Genomic DNA, 20,200 nt, shown 5'->3' with positions numbered 1-20,200 from the left:
GAAAACAAATTTATGGTGAGGGTGTGAAAATAAGCGATATTCTAAGTGAAGACTTTGTAATAGTAGGACTTGATGTATCGTCAAAAGAAGATGCCATAAACGCACTTGTTGATTTAATTGCAAAATCGGACAAAGTTAAAAATGTTAACAAGGTTAGAGAGGCAGTTTTTGAAAGAGAAAAAATTATGACGACTGGGGTTGGGAAAGGATTTGCTGTCCCGCATGGCAAAACTGATGCTGTCACGGATATAGTTGCAGCTTTTGCAATTACAAAAAAACCAATTGATTATGATTCGCTTGATGGGGAACCTGTTCGCCTTATATTTTTACTTGTCGGCAGAGACAATATGGTTGGACCACATATAAAACTTTTAAGCCGTATATCAAAATTGATGAACGATAATGAGTTTCGCGAGAGATTGTTGAATGCAAAATCGCCAAAAGAAGTGGTTGAGTTATTTAAAACAGAGGAAGAAAAATATCTTGGCTGATAAAAAAATTTTAAAAAATGTTCGCGGAACGAAAGATATATTGCCAGATGAATCATTTAAATGGCAACATGTTGAATCTAAGGTTAGAAAAATTTTTGAGGTTTACAATTACAAAGAGATAAGAACTCCGATTTTTGAGGAGACTGATTTGTTTGCCCGTGGTATAGGCGAGTTAACAGATATTGTCAGCAAAGAAATGTACACGTTTCTTGACAAAGGTGGAACAAGTTTAACTTTGAAGCCTGAAATGACCGCTTCCGTTATGAGGGCATATGTTCAGTATGAGATCAACAAGCAAATTCCACTTTTTAAAGTTTATTATATTTCACCGATGTTTAGGCAGGAGCGACCGCAAGCTGGGCGCCTTAGGCAATTTCATCAAATTGGTGCTGAAGCGATAGGAAGTTCAAATCCAGAGGTGGACGCAGAAATAATAGACCTTGTTTTAAATATCATTGAAAGTTTTGGAATTAAAAATTATAGTTTAAAAGTTAACTCGGTAGGTTGTCAGATATGCCGTCCAAAGTATAAAGAGATTTTAAAGGATTATTTTAAAAAATTTTATGATCAACTTTCCGAAGATAGCAAAAAACGCCTTGAACATAATCCGCTTCGCATACTTGACTCAAAGGATGAAATTGACAGAAAAATTTCCGAAAATGCACCTGTAATTTATGACTATCTTTGTAAAGATTGCGCTGAACATTTTGAAAAATTAAAATCGTATCTTGATGAGATTGGTATAAAATATGAAATTGAGCCACATTTAGTTCGTGGGCTTGATTATTACACAAAAACAGCGTTTGAAATCATAAGTCCAGAACTTGGCTCGCAAGATGCTATAGCTGGTGGTGGTAGATATGATTTGCTTTCAAAAGAGATAGGGGGACCTGAAATCCCTGGCGTTGGCTTTGCATTAGGCATGGAAAGAATGATGATGATCCTTGAAAAAAACAATTATGACTTTGGTAAAAGTTCATATCCATTTGTTTTTATTGCTTGTATAGGTTTTGAAGCAAAGAGAATAGGGATGAGCTTAGCAAGAGAAATAAGAAAAAAGATGATACCATGTGAAATTGATCTACTTAACAGAAGTTTGAAATCGCAGATGAAAGAGGCAGATAGACAAGGATCTAAGTATGCGATAATTTTAGGTGAAGATGAACTTAAAGAGTCAATTTGCATTGTGCGTAACCTTATTGATGGACATCAAGAGAAAATCAAATTAAGTGAAATTTTAGAATTTATATCGTTAAAGTATGCCGAGGAAATCCCCAAGGATTGAACCGGAGTTTAAATACGATTACATCCTCTACATATCAAAGGAATTTGATGATGTGAAACGGCAGAAATTTTTAAAATTTCTTCTTGAAACAACGCAACATTTTCTGGCTTTTAACTATGATATTGATGTTGATGTTAAAATTGAAGACAAGAAATTAACATTTAAAATACTTGGATTTAAACCCCCAAGTTCTCCAATTTCACAGTTTGGACCAGCAAGGTTTGAGTACAGGTTATATGAGTATTCAAACGGGACTTATACCTTAACAATAGTCAAAAAAAAGAAAATATAAAAAACACTTATTCTATTTCCATTATCGGAGATAAGATAAGCCTAAAAAGTAGCCCAAGAAAAAATAAGTTCGTAAAAATAAACATACTCAATTAAAGTGCGCCCAATTTTAATTGAAATAGGACCAATTCCTATTTATAGTTATGGTTTCATGATGGCTATTGCTTTTCTTGTTGCGGATTATTTGCTTGGCAAGGAGTTCAAGCGTCTCAAAATGAATGTCAATTATGCGAATGAGATGGTTGTGTTATCTGTTGTCTCTGGGATAGTCGGTGCGAAAATTTTATTTTTGATTGAAAATTTTTCCGATTTCCTACAAAATCCACTTGAAATGGCTTTCTCAGCAGGTGGACTAACTTGGTATGGTGGTTTTATTCTTGCTTTTTTAGTTCTCTTTCTATACACAAAAAGGAAAAAACTCCCGATTTTTAAAGTCATGGATGCAGTAGCACCAGCATTAGCACTTGGATATGGAATAGGAAGAATTGGATGCCACCTTGCTGGCGATGGTGATTATGGCATTCCAACTAACTTGCCATGGGGCACCATTTATGCCAACGGAACACTCAAACCGAGCTACGCTTTAAAAAATTATTTTGAACGATTCCCTGAACTTGCGGAAAAATACAACTATTATGAAAAAGCCTCAAAAATTATTGGAGAAGATAAATTTGGGTATATCACTGAATTTGATAAATTTATCAAACTTCATCCAACACCTATTTATGAATTTCTAATTATGTTGGTGATTTTCTTGTTTTTATGGTATTATAGAAAAAGAGTTAAATTTTTTGGTGAACTTTTTGGTTTATATTTAGTTCTTTCATCAATTGAAAGATTTTTCATTGAATTTATTCGCCTTAATCCACCTCTTTTACTTGGCTTAACTGAAGCTCAGGTAATTTCTATTTTGCTTTTTATTGTCGGTCTCTTAATGTATTTCAAGTTAAAACCCAAAGGTAAAAGTGAGATATGATTATTTTGGGTAAAATTTTGCAGGCATTGGGAATAGCAGAAACAATGATAGGGCTTATTGCGGGTTTACAGGGTAGCATGAGAAATGAGATGCTTTTTGCAGGAATTGGCATTGTTATGTTTATCATTGGCAGATTTGTTGAAAAAATTGGCTGGCGAAGAAAATTACAAGATAAATCAAGCTCTTAAAATTTCATATAACTTTTTTACCTCGTTTTCCCAATTTAACTCTAATAACGCTTTTCTACAATTCTCTCGCAATTTGAGGTAAAGAAATGTATCATCAATCAATTTTTTAACTGAGCTATAAATCTCTTCAAAATTCTGTGGGTTTGCTAAAACTCCAACTTGGTATTTCTCAACGATTTCTCTTATCTCTGGAAAATCACTTGCTACAAAGGGAATAGAGTTTTTCATATATTCAAAAATTTTATTGGGAAGCGAGTAAATGTAGCTAAGTGACAACGGTTCTATAAGACATAAACCAATGGGCTTAGTTGTGGCAGGGAGTTTTATGCTTTGATTCGGGGAATATGGACCTGTAACGATGACACTTTCGCTTAATCCACGATTTATTATTTCTTTCTCTAATTTTTCTTTTAATTCTCCCTTGCCTATGAACAAAAGCTTGCTTTTAACCCCTTCATCTTGTAATTTTTTTAACAAATCAAAGTAAATTTGAAAACCGCGTCCGGGATGGAAATGTCCTAAATAAATTAGTGTGATATCTGGTAAATTGATATTAACTCTGAACTCACGATTTCCAATATCTGCAATTGTGGGTAAGTTTCTAACGACAATTATCGGTTTTGATTTGAATTTTCTTGATAAAAAATTTTTAATTGATTGATTTACAGTCAAGATAATAAAACTTTTTGATGCAAAAAATTTTTCAAAAATGTAAATAAAATTTTGTTTGAATTTATGTTTGCTCGTTGAAGCAAGAGAAGAGTAAAACTCTCTTGAGTCATAAATCAACTTTGTTCCCTTTTTAAATGAAACAAGCCATGCAATAGGTAAAGCAAATAAATCCGAAGCTATAACCCAGTCTGGGTGGGAATTAATGGCAAGGCGAAAAGATTTTAAATAAAATTCAATTATCTTAAAAATTGCTTTGCTCCATTTTTTTAGTTTAACATATTTAATTTCTGGATTTTTTATCGCTATTTCGCCAGGCTCAACCGAACAAATTACTTCAACTTGAAATCCCCAATTTTTCACTGATTTTACTAATTTTAAACTTCTTGAATCATGAGCAATATTTCCCAAAAATATAATGAGAATTTTTTTACTCATAACTTAAATTCTATCGTAAAAGTATGGGAATTTGGCAAGTCAAGTTCAAGTGGTGAAAAGGCATAATTTAAAGAAAACCTGTTTAGATTAATTCCAAATCCAAAGCCAACAGATTTGAATTGTCCTCCAAATTCGTATCCACTGTAAATAGAAAACATGCCCAAATCAACCCCAAGACCAAAACCGGAGGAATTTAAATTCTCCACGAATCTATGCCTAAATTCAGTACAAAGTAAGAGCTTTATCTCACTTGAATTAAAGGGAGCATAAGAAATAGCTGCTCCTAATGCTCCAGTTGTTGGCAAGTAAGTTTTACTTTGTCTAAAGGTTTTCCCTCTGCCAAGGTTTTTTATTGATGCCCCTGTGTTTATTTCAATTTTTGAATGTTCAATCTTATAAGCTAAACCTAAATCAAAAGCAAGGTTCCAAACTTCATCAATGAAAATTTTTTCAAAGATATATTTTGTGGTTAAGCCAAATTTTAAAGGTGATTTAACACTCGGTGATATTGTAAAAGCAAAGGCAAAATTTCGGAATGCAAATGTCCCCTCAGGTTTTCCAGGTCTATTGCGTATCTCTATGTTTGAAATCGTGAATGAGGTTAAACTGAATCCAATGTTAATAAATTTCCAGGGAATTCCAAAGGAGCTGTGAATAATCTTTCCATCAACAAGCCAGTTTTTATATGTGAATACTATCTCTGGTTTTGTCAATGAAGAAATTGCAGAGGGGTTGTAGTATATACTTTGAACTCCATTTTGAAGTGCAACGCCAGCGTCACCAAGGGCAATTACTCTTGCATCAACACCGATATTTAAAAATCCAAATCCGGTTTTCCCACCTGCGTATAACAGATTAACAAGCAGTAGAAGTATCGTTATGACTCTCAACATAAAATCTTGAACTTTAAATTTCTATTCCAATTGTTAAGAATTGAATTCCAGATGGTGCATATCTTTCAAATTTATAAGTATAGTCAAATGTAAAAGTGAAATTTCCAACTTTACGACTTATCCCGAAGCCAGTTGAAAAACGAACATAGTCAAAAAATTCAACGCCTCCTCTGATGCAAAAATTACTTGCTATATTTTTAAACTGTTTTGATAAAAAATACAAAGGGAAAATTTCAGTTCCAAAATTAAATTTCTTTTCAACGCCGATGACATTTAAATCAGCGGAGAAAAGTAAAATATCTTTTAGAACATATGATGCGGAAAATCTTTTCGTCACAGGAAATTTTTCTGTAAATGTGCGTCCTTTCTCTTGGTAAATTATTGATGAATCCCATTTATAGCCAGAGTTTAAATCATGTATGGAAAATGCAAAAGATATATTATCGTTAAGTTGAAACAAAGTTCCGAAATCAATCCCAAGGGTTTGCGATTTAACCTCGTGGTATAGTTTATTGTAGTAAAATTTTAAAGATATGCCGATTGACAATTTGTTAACAATTCTATTTGAAAACGAGAAACCGAGAAGATATTCGCTTGTGTTAAGATTTTCAATGATATATCCATCCGCATCTCTTGCTTCTATATTTTTTACCCCAGCACGAATTAAAAAAATTGAAAATCCAGCGGTTGGGTAAAGAGATTGAGTATAATGAAGAAAATCAAGATTTCGGTCAAGTGAAAGAATTCCAATTGTAAGTGATGCTTTTTTCAAATTTGCAAATGGTAAAACAGCGGGATTATAATATCCCGTAACTTCACCATAAGTAACAGAGCCCATAGCATTTCCAAGCGCAATCCCTCGTGAGCCAAATCCAAGTCGTGAAAATGAAGCAATTGAAAGATTCTGTGCTTTAACTGTTGAAAAAAGAAATAAAAGCAAAAAAATTATTTTACTGGACAACGAGTATTTTGCCATATAGTTCTTTTTCGTCTATTTTAACTCTATAAAAATAAACTCCATTCGGGACAACATTTCCTTCATCATCTTTACCATCCCAGACCTCATCATATTCTCTTTTTCCTGTTCGTGGAGCATTCATAATTAAAGTTTTAATTTTTCTCATTCCAAAATCAAAAATTTCAATTGTAACCTTGCTTTGGGGATTTTCAACGCTATAGTGAATTCTTGCTACTTCATTCCATGGGGAAAATGGGTTCGGATAAGCATATGTTTTTTCAGTTCCCGAAACTTTTTCATAAGCCCTAAAAATTTTCCAGTTGCTGCCAAAAGTTTCTGAATCGGAGAACTTTACAAGCCCATCTGCACTTCCAGCCCAGATTGTATCGCCTTGAACAGCAATTGAATAAAAGATATTTGTGTTAATTGATTGATGTGAGGATAAATCAACAATTTTTCCCGCTTTTTCCCAAGTTTGTCCGAAATTCGTTGTCCGCCAAAGTCCATTGTCACTGACAGCGTAAACAATAGAATCCCTGAAATCAAGATTGTGAACAAATTCACCAATGAGTGTGACACGCCAAGTGTTTCCACCATCTTCTGAAAAACTCAATGCTTTATACTCATCTGGATCATTTGCGTTAATTGTCGCACCCCAGATTATGTTTTTGTATTCATTTCCATTTTTAATTTTTTGATTTCCAAGGGCAACGACAAAATTTCCAGAAATTGGCGATGTTTGATTCTGGTGGTTATATTTTATCCAAGTTTTGCCTCCGTCTATTGATTTGTTTATTCCATCCGCAGTTCCAACCCATATAATTGAGTCATCAACGGCGATAACTGAAAAAACACGGTGATTGTAATTTTTGACAGGATCAAGCTCAAAATTTAGATTTTCGTCAGGGCTAATTTGATTTAAAAAGTCAGGTGGTAAAACAACCCTTTGCCAAGTTTTTCCCATATCAGTTGATTTTCTCAATCCACCTGCAAATGAAGCAATGAAGACGGCGTCCTTTGTAATCGCAATATCATAAGTTATGTTATTTATCGTTGTCGTTATGGGCAAAGTTTTTAGTTGATTAATTCCGTATATTTCAATCGTGTCGGTTCTTGTGTCAATTGGTTGTTCTATTTTGGTCCAAGTTTCTCCTCCGTCGGTTGAATACAATAAGCCAAGCCCTTCGGGAAATTGATTGTTATCTATTTTAACAGTCCTTGCGGTTGCAACCCAGATAACACCATTCTTACAAGCGATTGCAGATATTTTGCTTGTTCCAAATTCAGGAGTTTGATAATAATTTTTCCATGTTCGTCCGCCGTCGGTTGTTCTGCTTAAACCTTTACTTGAACCAACCCAGATTGTATCGCCACAAGCACACAAATTTGTGATGATATTTCCAGCTGGCAAATTTGATAAACTTTGTGCGTTAAATTCATAGCTAAGTTTTAATTGCGAGAACGAAAAATTTAAAAGGCAAAAAATTAACACAACCAGTTTTATCCTCATAGGACAGTCAAAAAGTGTGTTATGATGTTACTTGTTTCATTTGCTCTGTCTATCGCTTGAAATTCAAATCTATATCTGCCTTTTTGCGTGCTCGGTGGTAGTTGGATTATAATTGAGTAAATTCCATCACCAGCTTTATCATCACCGCTAATTCCGCTTGCATTGCCGTCATCATACATTCTGAATGGATTTCCGGACGATGGAGAACCATCTGGTTTAAATGAGTTAAATTGAACAGTTTTTATATCGTTATCTCCGTCTGGGTCGGTTGCTTTAATTGTCATTTTTATTAGAACTGTTTGAGATTGCAGGAAAACTGTATCAGGTGCGTTAAGTTCTGAAATAACTGGCGGACGATTGCCACGATAAACTTCAAAACTAAAATAAACTTCATTCCCCGAAATTCCAGATTTATCAACAGAATAAACCTTGACAAAATAAATTCCACTTTCTTTCCTTTTAATTTTAAAATTCGGTTCTCCATAAAAAGTTGAATCGTTAACTCTATTCAATTTGCCACTTTTTAAAATCGCACCTCTTAACGGATTTAAAATTTGATATAAAGTTTCTGCGATGTCCATCTGTCCGTCTTTGTCTATGACAGTTGCGGTGAGTTTAAATGTTATATTGAGTGTGTCTTCGGGATTTTTTTCACCTCCAATTATGATTGTGTCAAGATTTACTTTTTGAGGTTCAACTTTTAAGTTTTTAACAATCGGTGGATTTGAAAAATTGACATCAATAAAGCCCAAATCAGAATCTTTACAGGCGTAAATTAAAACAGCGCATAGAAAGAAAAATGCCTTTTTCATTTAGCGACTCATTTTATTGTGATTGGGACGGGTGATATTGAGAGAAAGAAAATTAAAATCGTAATCCATCCGATTATTTTTCGTTTTTTATCAAGCATTCCGAATGTTCCAATTGGTGGATGCTCAATTTTTACTATAAAATACAGAACGAAAGCCCACACAAGCCAACCTGGCCAGCCAAGGTTTTGCTCAAAAATTCCAAAAAGACCGAAAAAGATCAAACTGTAAAAAAATCCACGTGCAATGTATTTATGCCTATCACCAAACATTGCGAAGATAATGTGTCCTCCATCAAGCTGACCTACTGGAATTAAATTCATCGCAGTTACCAGAAGACCAAACCATCCTGCACAAAGATAAGGATAGTGGTAAATCTCATTCATCGGTGGAATAAAGGCATCCGGGTTCAAAATTGAAAATAATTTTCTGAAAAAGAAGAAGAGGAGTGTATCTCCAAAAGTTAAATCTCCTTTTGGTAGAGAAGGAAGAAAACGATATTCAGGGTGAATTTGATAGAGATACTCAATGTCAGGTAAATTTTCAAAGCCGTAAATTAACACAAGAAGTGTTGCTATAAAACCGGCAATTGGTCCTGCGACGCCGATGTCAAATAAAGCTTTTCTGTTTGGGATTAAAGATTTTATTCGTATAACCGCACCAAGGGTTCCAAAGTTTAAAACAAATGGAATTGGGGGGAATGGGATAAAGAATGGAAGAGTTGTTGTCACGCCGTGTTTCTTTGCAGCGAAATAGTGCCCAAATTCATGCGATGCAATTATAAAGAGAATTGAAAGTGAATAAGGCAAACCATAGTGCAAATTACTTAACTCAAATGGATCTTTAAGTACCCATTGAACACCCGCCAGTGTGACGGTGAAAAATGTGATCACAAAGAGAAAAATGTGAAGTGCGTAGTTTGGTTTATACTCACGGATTCCGAAGAGCTGATAGTATTCAGGGTTGCTCATCTATCGCCAGATTTTTTTATTGAATTTGAGGAAAAAACGGGAAAAAATCAAATTTGAACATCATTGATAAAAAGATTAAAATTTTTTAAATTAAAATAGATAAAAAATTTGTAAAGCGAAACATGTCCACAATGTTGCAAAGAAAATTTTGCCCGTTAAAAACGGGCATTTCAGAAAATAAAAAAATTAAAGGGGAGGATCCGCCATGTGGCAATTTTGGGCAACCTTCATTGTGGGATTATGGCTTCTTCTTGGTTCAGGTTTAATGGGGATTAGTGTCAACAAAGAAAACTTTGAAATTTTGTATCTCTTAACGGGTATTTTTTCATTCACACTTGGTCTTTGGGTATTTGTAAGCCCTATTAAAGGTTTGCTGAAAATTTTCTCAGCAATTATTGGTATAGCAGGGATTTGGCTTGGTATCTGCGCTTATATTTCTGGCTTACAAGGAATTGCTAACCCAATCATAGTTGGTATTATTCTCATTGTTCTTGGATTCTGGGGTGCTTTAACTAAACCAACATCATAACTACGATCCCCCGGGTTTCCCGGGGGATGTTAATTAATTTGCCTAACTGGCTATGCAAGTTAAAGCGCAAACATATGAGCCAGGATATATTGAATTAGAACGAAAAGGGATTTTAAAAGAAAGGGTTGAGATTTTAAAACAAATTCTAAGCGATTGCACGCTTTGTCCGAGGAATTGTCATGTGAATAGATATTCGGGAAAAAAGGGTAAATGTAGAGTTGGAAGCGAAATCATAATTTCCGGGGTTCACCCGCACTTTGGCGAAGAGCCGTGTCTTGTAGGAAGTCATGGGTCGGGGACGATTTTTTTCGCAAGTTGTAATATGAATTGCATTTATTGTCAAAACTATGAAATAAGCAGATTTAAAGTTGGTGAGATTATCAATGTCTCAACACTTGCTGATTCAATGCTTTATCTTCAGAGATTGGGTTGCCATAACATTAACCTTGTAACGCCCACGCATTATGTTCCGCAAATCGTTGAAGCCATTTGGATTGCAGTTAAAAAGGGATTAAAAGTTCCAATCGTTTATAATTGTGGTGGGTATGAGTCAGTTGAAACTTTGAAGTTGCTTGAAGGGATCGTTGATATTTACATGCCTGATATAAAGTATTCTGATAACGCAAATGGTTTGAGATATTCAGGTGTTCCAGATTACTGGGATGTTGTTCGCCCAGCAGTGAAAGAAATGTGGCGACAGGTTGGAGACCTTGAAATATCTGATGGTATAGCAGTGAAAGGTTTGCTTGTTCGTCACCTTGTCCTTCCAAATAATATAGCAGGTTCGGCAAAGGTTTTTGAGTTTATTGCAAACGAGATTTCAAAGGATACTTATGTTAACATTATGGCACAATATAGACCTTATTTCAATGCTTTTCTAAAACCAGAACTGGCACGAAGAATAACGGTTCAAGAATATAGAGAAGCGATAAAACTTGCTCATCAATTTGGATTAAGAAGAATTGAACTAAGTCCATGGTTTTAGGGGTTGATTTTATCTTTTCAATTTTTTAAATTCCTACAAAAAGACTTGAAATGAAAAGGGTATCGTTTCTTTTAGTTTTTATCTCATTTGTAATTCAAGCACAGAACTTAACAGGTTTCCTCGGGGAAAATACCCAAAGACAGATTGAATGGGAGAAGAAGTTTTTGAGCATTCCAAAATCTCAGAATTGTGAAAGACATCTATTTATTCTGACGGAAGAACCACATCCTGCGGGGAGTGAAGCGGGTTATAAGGTTGCTTTTTATATAGATAGCGTTTTCAAATCATACGGATTGAATTCAAAAATCGTTGATTATTGGGCTTATCTTCCTTATCCAGAGGAGGTTGTGCTTGAAATGACGCAACCCAGCAGGATAAAATTTGACTTAAAAGAAACATCATGGCTTTGGGATAAAGATACTTACGATGATAATATCTTTACATTTTTCAACGCATACTCTCCTGATGGAGAAGTTGAAGCACAGGTTGTGTATGTTAATTATGGTTTGCCTGAGGATTATGAGAAGTTAAAAGAACTTGGAATTGATGTTCGGGGGAAAATTGTGATGGCAAGGTATGGTAAGTCGTTTAGAGGTGTAAAAGCGAAAGTCGCGGAAGAAAATGGGGCAATCGGGTTGATTATTTATTCTGACCCTATGGATGATGGCTATATGAAAGGTGATGTTTATCCTCGTGGACCTTGGAGACCTGAGGGAGCGGTTCAAAGAGGAAGCATTTATTATATGTTTGAGTATCCTGGTGATCCACTCACGCCCGGATATCCAGCGACAAAAGATGCGAAGAGAATTTCGCCTGAACAGGCGAAAAGTTTGCCCAAAGTTCCAACGATGCCTGTATCTTACGGAATTGCAAAGGTAATTCTTGAAAATTTATCCGGTCCCGTAGTTCCGGAGGAATGGCAAGGTGGATTACCTTTTGCGTATCACACTGGACCTGGTCCAGCAAAGGTCAAAATGAAAATTAAATCAAACTGGAAAATAAGACAGATAAAGAATGTTGTTGCTGAATTGCGTGGATTTGAAGAGCCGGAGAAAAAAATTATCTTCGGGAATCATCACGATGCGTGGGTTTATGGTGCTGTTGATCCAAACAGTGGAACTGCGGTGATGCTTGAAACTGCAAGAGCTCTTTCTGAACTTGTGAAAAGCGGATGGAGACCAAAAAGAAGCATCGTATTTTGTGCGTGGGATGCGGAAGAATACGGTTTAATCGGCTCAACAGAGTGGGTTGAAGATAACTACAATGACTTGGTTAAAAATGCGATCGCTTATATAAATGTTGATGTTGCTGTTTCAGGTAAAAATTTCGGAGCAAGCGCTGTTCCATCGCTTGACCGTTTCATTGAAGAAGTTATAAAATCTGTTGATGATCCAGAAACTGGGAACAGTATCTTCGTTGAAGCGTGGAAAAATCAGAATAAAAATTCATCTTCAAATCCACCTGATACAGCTCGCATTAAAATTGGAAGATTGGGAAGTGGTTCTGATTATACCGCATTTCTTGATTACGCCGGAATTCCGTCAATTGATATGAGATTTACAGGTCCATACGGAGTTTATCACTCCCAACTTGACAATTTTTATTGGATGAAAAACTTTTGCGACCCAACTTTCAAATATCATGAAACGATGTGTAAAATTGTTGGAATTGCTCTGATGAGGTTATCTTCGGCAGATTATTTGCCGTTTAACTATGTTGATTATGCAGATGAGGTGGAAAAATATGTGAATCAAATTGAGAAAAATTATGGTGCAAAGTTGAAATCTAATGGAATTGATTTTGCGAGTGTAAAGGAAAAATTGAAATTATTTAAAATTTATGCCGATTCACTTTTTAGAATCAGAAATTCGCTCGTAAAAATTGAGCTACAAAAAATTGAGCAGAAATTTACACGAAAATCTGGACTTCCAAATCGTGATTGGTATAAGCATAGAATTTATGCACCAGGTTATTATCTTGGCTATGGCTCTCAACCATTGCCCGGAATAAGTGAGATGCTTTATTCGGGAAATTTTGATGCTGTAAAAAGAGAGATTAAATTACTTGAGGAAGCAATTGAAGATGTCATCAAAGAAATGCAAACAATTTTAAAAAACAAAAGGGAGGTTAAATGAACATACTTGTAACTGGCGGGGCTGGCTTTATCGGTTCACATGTTGTTGATTCTTACATTGAACTCGGGCATAATGTTATTGTTGTTGATAACTTATCAACTGGATTTATTGAAAATGTGAATCCGAAGGCGAAGTTTTATCAAATGGACATAAGAGATAAAAAGATTGAGGAAATTTTTAAGAGCGAAAAAATTGACATTGTCAATCATCACGCTGCACAGATGGATGTAAGAAAGTCAGTTGAAGACCCAATTTATGATGCAGATGTGAATATAATTGGGAGTTTGAACCTTTTGCAGTTGTGTGTTAAATATGGTGTCAAGAAATTTATTTTTGCATCAACAGGCGGAGCAATCTACGGGGAGCAGGATTATTTCCCAGCAGATGAGGAGCATCCGACAAGACCTCTTTCACCTTATGGCGTGGCAAAATTGACCGTTGAAAAATATCTTTATTTTTACAAGGAAGTCCATGGCTTAAATTATGTTGTTTTAAGATATGCCAACATATATGGACCAAGACAAAATCCACACGGCGAAGCAGGAGTTGTGGCAATTTTTACAAGTAAAATGTTGAAAGGGGAGCAACCAATAATAAATGGAGATGGGCTTCAAACGAGAGATTACACCTATGTAGGTGATGTCGTAAGGGCAAATGTTCTGGCTTTGAATTATGATAAGTCGGATGTTTTCAACATTGGAACGGGAATTGAAACAGATGTGAATACGCTTTTTCATAAATTAAAAAATTTGACTGGAGCAAATTGCGATGAAGTTCATGGACCCGCGAAACCAGGAGAGCAGAGAAGAAGTGTTATAAGTTATGAGAAGATAAACAAAGTTCTCGGCTGGAAGCCGGAGGTTTCGCTTGATGAAGGATTAAAGTTGACGGTTGAGTTTTTCAAAAATAAATTTAAGTCCTAATGTCTGTGGTTGAACTTGTTGATAGATTAACAAAAGGTGAATTTAGAGCTTTATCAAAAGCAATTTCACTTGTTGAAAACGAACATCCGGATGCAGAGCAACTTTTGAAAAAAATTTACAAATTCACTGGAAAAGCTTACAAAATTGGAATCACGGGACCACCGGGCGCAGGCAAAAGCACACTTGTCTTTCAACTGACGAAACTTCTACGAAACGAAAACAAAAAAGTTGGAATAATCGCGGTTGACCCAACAAGTCCATTTACAGGTGGATCTTTGCTTGGCGATAGAGTAAGAATGAGCGACTTAACACTTGATGAGGGTGTATTTATAAGAAGTATGGCAACGCGTGGAAGTTTGGGAGGATTAAGTAAGAAAGCAATTGAGGCGGGAGATATACTTGATGCTGGTGGATTTGAGTATATAATTTTTGAGACGGTTGGAGTTGGGCAATCCGAACTTGATATAGTAAAAGCTGCTGATACAGTTGTGGTTGTTTTAGTCCCTGAATCTGGCGACTCAATTCAAGCGATGAAAGCAGGATTGATGGAGATAGCCGATATATTTGTCCTTAACAAAAGCGATAGAGAAGGAGCTGATGTGGCTGTGAATGCAATTAAAAGTGTGTTAAGTTTTAGGCAAAGAAGGGATGAATGGGAAATTGAAGTTATAAAAACAGTTGCAAGCACGGGTGCAGGGGTTGATTCGCTTCTTGAAGTTATAAAAAAACATCGTGACTTTCTGATTAAAACTGGCGAATTTGAAAGAAGGAGAAAAGAAAAGTTGAAACTTAAAATAAAAGAAATCGTTGAGGAGAAGTTAAGAGAAAATTTTTGGACGCTTGACAGAGAAAAAATGCTTGATGAAAAAGTTGGTTCCATTGAGAATTCGCATTTAAATCCGATTGAAATAGCTGAGGAACTCATTAAACATTTTTACAAGCAAAATTCTTTACAATAAAGGAGCCAAAAGCTCCGAAAATAAAAACAAACTCAAAAGGTTCAAAGCTATGGATTTCTATTTAACTGAAACTCAGAAGCAAGTAAAGCAACTTGCTCGTGATTTTGCAGAAAATGAGATAGCGCCAAATGTCAAAAAATTTGACCAGTCGGGGGAATTTCCAATTGAGCTGATGAAAAAACTTGGTGAGATAGGGTTTCTCGGAATAACATTTCCAGAAAAATATGGAGGTGCGGGGTTGAGCTATCTTGATTATGTTGTGATAATTGAGGAGATAAGCAGAGTTGATCCGTCAATTGGTTTAAGTGTATCCGCACACAATGGGCTTTGCACAAATCATATTTTTATGTTCGGGAATGAAACACAAAAAGAGAAATACCTTCCTGATCTTTGCACTGGTAGAAAGATAGGTGCGTGGGCTTTGACAGAACCACAAGCAGGAAGCGACGCTGCGAATCTTTTGACAACCGCTGTAAAGGAAAATAATTTTTATGTCATCAATGGCAATAAAATTTTTACAACTCACGGTGGAAGCGCTGAAATCATCGTCGTGATGGCGGTTACGGACAAAAGCAAGGGGAAAAATGGAATTTCAGCATTCATCCTTGAAAAAGGTTATGAAGGTTTGATTGTTGGGAAAAAGGAAGATAAACTCGGAATGCGTGCAAGTGAAACTTGTTCCCTTGCATTTGACAATTGCAAAGTTCCTGCAGAAAATTTAATCGGTGAAGAAGGTCAAGGTTATAGGCAGGCGATGGAAATTCTTGCTGGTGGAAGGATTGGAATAGCAGCTCTTTCCGTCGGGCTTGCTCAGGGAGCGCTTGAATTGAGCTTAAAATATGCAAAGGAAAGAAAAGCATTCGGAAGATATATTGCGGAGTTTCAGGCAATCCAGTGGAAACTTGCGGATATGGCGACGCAAATTGAAGCAGCAAGATTGTTAACTTACAAAGCAGCTTATCTTAAAGATCAGGGCAAAGATTATTCGCTTTATGCTTCAATGGCAAAGTATTACGCAAGTGAAGTTGCGGTGAAATGTGCAAATGAAGCAGTTCAAATTTATGGAGGTTATGGTTATGTAAAAGAATATCCCGTTGAAAAACTTTATAGAGATGCGAAACTTTTAACCATTGGTGAGGGAACAAGCGAAATTCAAAAGATAATAATTGCAAATAAAATCCTTAAAGAACTTTCACATCTTGATTAACCTGCGATTGCAACGGATAAAGCAAGAACCTCCGACGCACCTGATTGAATTAAAGCTTTTGCACATTCATTAACAGTTGATCCAGTCGTTATAACATCATCAACGATTATAAATTTTCTACCTTGCACAAACTTTTTATCTTTTTCTCTAACAAAGAAAGCATCTTTCACATTCTCCTTTCGTTCCTCAAAATTTAACTTTGTCTGTGTCTGCGTGTTCCTTGAGCGAAATAATATATGGTTGTTTACTTTTACGCCGATGACTTTACTTATCCCTTCTGCAATTAACTCACTTTGATTGTAACCTCGCTCTCTAAGTCTAATTTTGTGAAGCGGGACAGGTATCAAAGCATCAGCTCTCAAAAAATCTTCATCATCTTTGATTGAATTCCCAACGATCTCACCAAGAAGAATTCCTATTGAACGTTTATTTTGATATTTAAGCTCGTGAATTAGTGTTTGGATTATTCCTTCATCTTTAAAATGAAAGCATGAAAACGCCTTTTTCACAAATCCATTTTCACCAAATTTTACTTTAAAACTTTTCTCAATATCAATTGATTCAACTTTTTCAATTTTTTGAAGGCAATCAAAACAAATTATCATTTTTCTATCTTCAAGATGTTGATGACAAATCTCGCATTCGTAAATAAAGACGAAGTCAAGAAGCGAATTAAAAATTAAATCAAGCACTTTCATTTGCGCTTTTTGTTTGATTATATAAAAATTCAGCGTTTATTTCAAGATGATCTCTGTCGTCAAATTGCAATGAAAAAGATTTTTCATTAATTTTTTTAAAAACCGCAGACGATAGAATGAAAATCCTTGGAATAGAGACATCTTGTGATGAGACATCAGCAGCAGTTCTTGACGATGGGCAATTGCTTTCAAGCATTGTTTCATCTCAATACTTTCATTCAAAATATGGCGGAGTTGTCCCTGAACTTGCATCAAGAGCACATCAAAGAGTTATTGTTAAGGTTGTTGATGAAGCTTTGGCAAGCGCTGGAGTAAAAAAAGAAGAACTTGAAGGAATTGCGGTAACTTATGGTCCAGGGTTAATTGGTTCTTTGCTTGTCGGTGTTAGCTTTGCGAAGGCGATGGCGTTTGCTTTAAAAATTCCAATTGTCGGTATCAATCATCTTGAAGGGCATATTTTTTCAACTTTTTTGGCTGAAGAGCATCCCGATTTCCCGTTTGTCTCTTTGGTTGTCTCGGGTGGGCATACGATGCTTGTTTTGGTTGAAGATTTTTTGAAATTTAAACTTCTTGGACAAACGCGCGACGATGCAGCTGGTGAAGCATTTGATAAAGTTGCAAAACTTCTCGGACTTGGTTATCCGGGCGGACCTTTGATTGATAAACTTGCTCGTGAGGGAGATCCAAATTTTGTTAAGTTCCCTAAGCCAATCCCATCATCAAGTAAAGATGATGAGTATGAATTTAGTTTCAGCGGTTTGAAAACGGCAGTTCTTTATTATTTGAAGAAAATTAATTTCCAAAATCTTGATGAGAAGGAAAAGACGCAAATAATTAGAAATGTGTGCGCAAGCTTTCAAAAAGCAGTTGTTGATGCACTCGTTGAACAGACGATAAAAGCAGCAAAAAATTTTAATGTTAAAAATATATCAATTGCAGGTGGTGTAGCTGCAAACTCTGAATTGAGAAAGAGGATGAAAGAAAAAGCAGAAAGTGAAGGAATAAAACTTTACATTCCAGATTTATCTTATTGCACTGACAATGCAGCGATGATCGCTTTTGTTGGTTACATAAAATTGAAAAATGGGATAAAGCATGATTACGGGTTAAGCCCAGTTCCAAATTTGAAAATTTAAACAAAAACTTGCGATGAATAGAATTGAAAAAGTTTTAAACAAAGGCGAAAAACTTTTGATACCTTACATAACTCCTGAATTCCCAATTAAGAACTCAACACTTCCATTGCTTGAGGCACTTCATTATGCTGGAAGCGACATGATTGAGATTGGTATTCCATTTAGCGATCCAATTGCGGATGGACCGACAATACAACATTCATCTTACATCGCCTTGAAAAATGGAGTAAATTTGAGAAAAATTTTTAACATTGTTTCTGAATTCAGAAAGAAATTTTCAACACCGATAATTTTAATGGGTTATTTCAATTCAATTTTAAATTTTGGCATCTCAAAATTTGTGTCGGAATCGGTTGAAAATGGCATTGATGGTTTGATAGTTCCTGATTTGCCTGTGGATGAAGCAGATGAATTGATAAATTTTTCTCAAAAGTATGGTTTAAGCAATATATTTCTTGTTGCCCCAACTTCAACGACGGAAAGAATAAAGTTAATTTCCTCAAAATCAACTCATTTCGCTTATTGCGTTTCTGTCACGGGTGTAACAGGTGAAAGGGAAAATTTCGGTGGAGATGAATTTGAAAATTTTATGAGAAGGGTAAAAGAGAACTCCACTAAGCCATTTGTTGTTGGGTTTGGTATATCAAAAAGAGAGCATGTCCTCAAAGCGTGGGAGTGGGCTGATGGTGCTGTCGTTGGTTCTGCTTTAATTAAAAAACTTTTCAACATTGATGAAATATCAAAATGCTCGGAAATTGCTTACGAATTCATAAAAGAATTAAAAAATGGGCTGGTTCAAGAGAAAAAGCAAATATGGTGAAATTGAAAAATGGCGAAAAAAAATTGACAAAGTTGATGTAAAAATTATCCGCCTTCTTAACAAAAGAGCAAGATACGCCGACGAAATAGGAAAACTCAAACAGGAATTGAATCTCCCAATTTATTCACCCGAAAGAGAAAAACAAGTCATTGAAAATGTCATCAAGCATAATTTCGGACCTCTTTCAGATATGGCTGTTAAAAGATTGTATGAGAGAATTATTGATGAATCACGACGCCTTGAAAGGGAGTCAGCAGAGTTTAGAGAAAAAAATAAACTTGTTGAAGAAAATTTGAATAAAAAATTTCTTAACATTCCAGAATTTGCAAAAAATTTTGTTATCCTTATTCTGTTGAGCATTTTTTACATCATAACAAAGCAATTTTTCATATTTGATCTTCCACCAACCAAATTTTCAATCGTTGAGATACCTAAAAACGCATCTTTTAAACAAGTTGTTGATATTTTGAGTTCGGAGGGAATTTTAAGAGACAAAATTTTATTTTACTACGCTGGACGAATTTTTAATTTTGATAAAAAAGTTAAGGCGGGAAAATATGTTTTGACTGATAATTTGCCGATCGCTGTTTTAATGGATGAGTTATTAAATCCAAAATATGTTATGCATATTTCGGTCACGATCCCAGAGGGATTGACAGCAAAAAGAATTGCTGGAATTTTGAGGGAAAAGATCGGGATTGATTCTGTAAAGTTCATGTCTCTTGTCAACGAACCCAGATTTGCAAAAAATTTAGGCATTGATGCAGAAGGTCTTGAAGGTTATCTTATGCCTGATACTTACATTTTCATCTGGGGAGATGATGAAGAGAGCATAATTAAAAAGATGGTTTCGGAGTTCAAAAAGTTTTATTCAGATTCATTGAAGGAAAGAGAAGAAGTCATCGGTTTAACGACGCATCAGGTTGTGACTCTTGCCTCAATAGTTGAAGGTGAAGCGAAGTTTGATGACGAGAAGCCAAGAATTGCTGGCGTTTATTTCAATCGTTTAAAACTTAACATACCGCTTGAAGCAGACCCAACAATTCAATACATTATCCCAGATGGTCCAAGAAGATTACTTTACAAAGATTTAAAAATTGAATCGCCATACAACACTTACCTAAACAAAGGTTTGCCACCTGGACCTGTAAATAACCCCGGGCGAAGTTCAATTCTTGCGGTTTTATATCCCGAAAAACATAAATTTTTATACTTTGTTTCGGATGGAAGCGGAAGGCATATATTCTCGCGAACTTATGAAGAACATTTGAAGGCGGTGCGAAGATACAGAAAAATTTTGCTCTCAAAGAAAAATCAAAACAACTAAAA

Annotated in this window: 21 protein-coding genes; 14 read left to right on the top strand and 7 right to left on the bottom strand. The window is 35.4% G+C overall.

Going from position 1 to position 20,200, the window contains the following annotated elements; genetic code table 11:
* Positions 1 to 23 precede the first annotated feature (23 nt).
* From AWW83_RS04900 to AWW83_RS04880, 5 genes are all read left to right on the top strand, one after another.
* Entirely contained in the window at positions 24 to 491 is a 468-nt protein-coding gene (locus tag AWW83_RS04900; RefSeq protein WP_092349369.1) for a PTS sugar transporter subunit IIA, read from the top strand.
* Positions 484 to 1,776 carry a histidine--tRNA ligase gene (hisS, locus tag AWW83_RS04895; protein ID WP_234697246.1) on the top strand — a complete coding sequence of 431 codons (1,293 nt, stop codon included), beginning with the start codon at positions 484 to 486 and terminating at the stop codon, positions 1,774 to 1,776. The genes AWW83_RS04900 and hisS overlap by 8 nt, the downstream gene beginning before the upstream one ends.
* Positions 1,751 to 2,068 (top strand): hypothetical protein, encoded by a 318-nt coding sequence (locus AWW83_RS04890; protein ID WP_092349363.1) that lies wholly within the window; start codon positions 1,751 to 1,753, stop codon positions 2,066 to 2,068. The genes hisS and AWW83_RS04890 overlap by 26 nt, the downstream gene beginning before the upstream one ends.
* Before the next feature lie 96 nt (positions 2,069 to 2,164).
* Complete coding sequence (locus tag AWW83_RS04885; RefSeq protein ID WP_159421109.1) at positions 2,165 to 3,043, top strand: prolipoprotein diacylglyceryl transferase; 879 nt, start codon at positions 2,165 to 2,167, stop codon at positions 3,041 to 3,043.
* Positions 3,040 to 3,231 (top strand): hypothetical protein, encoded by a 192-nt coding sequence (locus tag AWW83_RS04880; RefSeq protein WP_092349357.1) that lies wholly within the window; start codon positions 3,040 to 3,042, stop codon positions 3,229 to 3,231. The genes AWW83_RS04885 and AWW83_RS04880 overlap by 4 nt, the downstream gene beginning before the upstream one ends.
* Here the strand turns inward: AWW83_RS04880 and AWW83_RS04875 are convergent.
* The 6 genes from AWW83_RS04875 to AWW83_RS04850 are packed head-to-tail and all read right to left on the bottom strand — an operon-like array spanning position 3,220 to position 9,479.
* Positions 3,220 to 4,338 (bottom strand): glycosyltransferase, encoded by a 1,119-nt coding sequence (locus AWW83_RS04875; protein ID WP_092349354.1) that lies wholly within the window; start codon positions 4,336 to 4,338, stop codon positions 3,220 to 3,222. The two genes, AWW83_RS04880 and AWW83_RS04875, sit on opposite strands and share 12 nt — an antisense overlap.
* Positions 4,335 to 5,231 (bottom strand): PorV/PorQ family protein, encoded by an 897-nt coding sequence (locus AWW83_RS04870; RefSeq protein ID WP_092349351.1) that lies wholly within the window; start codon positions 5,229 to 5,231, stop codon positions 4,335 to 4,337. Before AWW83_RS04870 ends, AWW83_RS04875 begins: the two co-directional genes overlap by 4 nt.
* A 13-nt stretch (positions 5,232 to 5,244) precedes the next feature.
* Positions 5,245 to 6,171, bottom strand: a complete 927-nt coding sequence (locus AWW83_RS04865) for a hypothetical protein (RefSeq protein WP_143713893.1) — start codon at positions 6,169 to 6,171, stop codon at positions 5,245 to 5,247.
* A gap of 10 nt (positions 6,172 to 6,181) precedes the next feature.
* The gene (locus tag AWW83_RS04860; RefSeq protein WP_092349345.1) at positions 6,182 to 7,699 is read right to left on the bottom strand and encodes a FlgD immunoglobulin-like domain containing protein; all 1,518 of its coding nucleotides are present in this window, start codon (positions 7,697 to 7,699) and stop codon (positions 6,182 to 6,184) included.
* The gene (locus AWW83_RS04855) at positions 7,696 to 8,511 is read right to left on the bottom strand and encodes a hypothetical protein (RefSeq protein WP_092349342.1); all 816 of its coding nucleotides are present in this window, start codon (positions 8,509 to 8,511) and stop codon (positions 7,696 to 7,698) included. Before AWW83_RS04855 ends, AWW83_RS04860 begins: the two co-directional genes overlap by 4 nt.
* 8 nt (positions 8,512 to 8,519) lie before the next feature.
* Complete coding sequence (locus tag AWW83_RS04850) at positions 8,520 to 9,479, bottom strand: site-2 protease family protein (protein ID WP_092349339.1); 960 nt, start codon at positions 9,477 to 9,479, stop codon at positions 8,520 to 8,522.
* 205 nt (positions 9,480 to 9,684) lie between these two features.
* Here AWW83_RS04850 and AWW83_RS04845 point away from each other — a divergent pair, with 205 nt between their 5' ends.
* From AWW83_RS04845 to AWW83_RS04820, 6 genes are read left to right on the top strand one after another with little or no spacing between them, the layout of a single operon-like run.
* Entirely contained in the window at positions 9,685 to 10,008 is a 324-nt protein-coding gene (locus tag AWW83_RS04845) for a hypothetical protein (protein ID WP_092349336.1), read from the top strand.
* A 52-nt stretch (positions 10,009 to 10,060) separates the two neighbouring features.
* Positions 10,061 to 10,993, top strand: coding sequence for a radical SAM protein (locus AWW83_RS04840; RefSeq protein ID WP_092349333.1), 933 nt, complete (start codon positions 10,061 to 10,063; stop codon positions 10,991 to 10,993).
* Positions 10,994 to 11,043: 50 nt separating this feature from the next.
* The gene (locus AWW83_RS04835) at positions 11,044 to 13,128 is read left to right on the top strand and encodes a M28 family metallopeptidase (protein WP_092349330.1); all 2,085 of its coding nucleotides are present in this window, start codon (positions 11,044 to 11,046) and stop codon (positions 13,126 to 13,128) included.
* A complete protein-coding gene (locus AWW83_RS04830; RefSeq protein WP_092349327.1) occupies positions 13,125 to 14,051 on the top strand; it encodes an SDR family oxidoreductase in 927 nt (308 codons plus the stop codon). The genes AWW83_RS04835 and AWW83_RS04830 overlap by 4 nt, the downstream gene beginning before the upstream one ends.
* Complete coding sequence (gene meaB, locus AWW83_RS04825) at positions 14,051 to 15,010, top strand: methylmalonyl Co-A mutase-associated GTPase MeaB (RefSeq protein ID WP_092349324.1); 960 nt, start codon at positions 14,051 to 14,053, stop codon at positions 15,008 to 15,010. Before AWW83_RS04830 ends, meaB begins: the two co-directional genes overlap by 1 nt.
* Positions 15,011 to 15,059: 49 nt before the next feature.
* A complete protein-coding gene (locus tag AWW83_RS04820) occupies positions 15,060 to 16,217 on the top strand; it encodes an acyl-CoA dehydrogenase (protein WP_092349321.1) in 1,158 nt (385 codons plus the stop codon).
* Here the strand turns inward: AWW83_RS04820 and AWW83_RS04815 are convergent.
* The gene (locus AWW83_RS04815) at positions 16,214 to 16,909 is read right to left on the bottom strand and encodes a ComF family protein (protein WP_159421108.1); all 696 of its coding nucleotides are present in this window, start codon (positions 16,907 to 16,909) and stop codon (positions 16,214 to 16,216) included. The two genes, AWW83_RS04820 and AWW83_RS04815, sit on opposite strands and share 4 nt — an antisense overlap.
* Positions 16,910 to 17,031: 122 nt before the next feature.
* On the opposite strand from AWW83_RS04815, the gene tsaD reads away from it, so the two are divergent.
* Genes tsaD through mltG form a run of 3 tightly spaced genes read left to right on the top strand, consistent with a single transcriptional unit; the run spans position 17,032 to position 20,198 of the window.
* Positions 17,032 to 18,051, top strand: a complete 1,020-nt coding sequence (gene tsaD / locus AWW83_RS04810; RefSeq protein ID WP_092349315.1) for a tRNA (adenosine(37)-N6)-threonylcarbamoyltransferase complex transferase subunit TsaD — start codon at positions 17,032 to 17,034, stop codon at positions 18,049 to 18,051.
* A 13-nt stretch (positions 18,052 to 18,064) separates the two neighbouring features.
* A complete protein-coding gene (gene trpA, locus AWW83_RS04805) occupies positions 18,065 to 18,871 on the top strand; it encodes a tryptophan synthase subunit alpha (protein WP_092349312.1) in 807 nt (268 codons plus the stop codon).
* Complete coding sequence (gene mltG, locus AWW83_RS04800) at positions 18,837 to 20,198, top strand: endolytic transglycosylase MltG (protein ID WP_092349309.1); 1,362 nt, start codon at positions 18,837 to 18,839, stop codon at positions 20,196 to 20,198. Before trpA ends, mltG begins: the two co-directional genes overlap by 35 nt.
* Positions 20,199 to 20,200 lie beyond the last annotated feature (2 nt).

This window comes from Candidatus Chryseopegocella kryptomonas (assembly GCF_001536065.1).
GTDB lineage: Bacteria > Bacteroidota > Ignavibacteria > Kryptoniales > Kryptoniaceae > Kryptonium > Kryptonium kryptomonas.
Note: the sequence above shows the minus strand (reverse complement) of the source record. Positions and strands in the feature narration are given on the sequence as shown.